This window comes from Streptosporangium sp. DT93, assembly GCF_049844535.1.
GTDB lineage: Bacteria > Actinomycetota > Actinomycetes > Streptosporangiales > Streptosporangiaceae > Streptosporangium.
This window is the reverse complement of record NZ_JBNCLF010000054.1, coordinates 1-1332: the sequence shown is the minus strand read 5'-3', so window position 1 is coordinate 1332 and position 1332 is coordinate 1. Positions and strand designations below refer to the sequence as shown.

1 protein-coding gene and 1 other annotated feature are annotated in these 1332 nt (G+C 65.5%); the gene reads right to left on the bottom strand.

Annotation, left to right across the window (positions count from 1 at the left end; translation table 11 throughout):
* Nucleotides 1-30: 30 nt before the first annotated feature.
* Nucleotides 31-1280 (bottom strand): IS3 family transposase gene (locus tag ACLQ2R_RS39430; protein ID WP_425966532.1). Its coding sequence is split into 2 segments (ribosomal slippage): nucleotides 31-971 and nucleotides 971-1280, totalling 1251 coding nucleotides; the frame shifts between segments, so codons are not numbered across the junction.
* Nucleotides 865-978: a sequence feature (AL1L pseudoknot), on the bottom strand. (Overlaps the previous gene by 114 nt.)
* Nucleotides 1281-1332: the final 52 nt, after the last annotated feature.

Here is a 1332-nt window from a genome sequence, read left to right as displayed (position 1 = left end):
TGAACCGCGCCGGGTTTCGTGGAGACTCGGCTACTTGGTTTCTGCAGCGGTGAGTGCGGCCTGTTGACGACGGTAGTGGATCGCTTCGTACTCTGCGGGCGGGATGTTGCCGCAGGAGGTGTGCAGACGGCGGTGGTTGAACCAGTCAAGGTATTCCAACGTCGCCAACTCGACGTCGTCCATGGTCTTCCAGGGACCGTAGCGGCGGATCAGCTCGGCCTTGAACAGGCCGTTGAAGGACTCGGCCAGGGCATTGTCATAGGAGTCCCCGCGGCTGCCGACCGAGGCGACCGCGCCGGTGTCGGCCAGGCGTTCGGTGTAGCGAATCGCTAGGTATTGCACCCCGCGATCGGAGTGATGCACCAACTCCGACAGGTCCGCCGACTGCTCCTGACCACGACGCCACAGAGCCATCTCCAAAGCGTCCAAGGCCAGGTCGGTGCGTAGGTGCGTGGCGATCTGCCAGCCCACGACCATCCGGGAGTACACGTCGATGACGAACGCCGCATACACCCAGCCCGACCAGGTACGGATATAGGTCAGACCAGCGACCCAGAGCCGGTTCGGCACCGGGGCATGGAAGTTACGGCCCACCAGATCGGCCGGCCGATCGCTCTGAGCGCCGGCGATGGTGGTTGTCCGGGTCTTTCCGCGGACCAGCCCGGCGATACCCAGCTCGCCCATCAGCCTCTGGACCGTGCACCGGGCGACCGCGTGCCCTTCGCGACGCAACTGCCGGTAGATCTTGCGGGCGCCGTAGCAGGAGTAATTGTCCTGATAGATGCGGGTGATCTCCGCCTTGAGCCGCTCATCGTGCATCGCTCGCGCGGACGGCGGCCGGGCGCGGGCTGCGTAGTACGTCGAGGGCGCGGTCTGCAGGACCCGGCAGATCGGCTCGACGCCGAACTGGGTGCGGTGCGCGTCGATGAAGGCGTTCATCTGGGCGGTCGAGGGTCGAGTTCCCTGGCGAAAAAAGCCGATGCCGCCTTGAGGATCTCGTTGGCGCGGCGCAACTCGCGAACCTCACGCTCCAGCTCCGCGATCCGCTTGGCCTCATCGGTGCTGGTCCCGGGCCGCTGACCGCCGTCGATCTCGGCCTGCTTGACCCAGTTACGCAGCGATTCTGACCCGATGCCCAACTGCCGGGCAACGCGGGTGATGACGCCGAACGACTCCCCGGACTGCGCGGTTGCCTCCTGCACCATCCGAACCGCCCGCTCTTTCAACTCCGACGGATACCGACGCTGGGCGGGGTGCGACGAACCAGATCGACCTGACATGAGCTTCATCCTTTCCAACCGATGAAGCCTCCAGCAATCCCGGCGCGGTTCA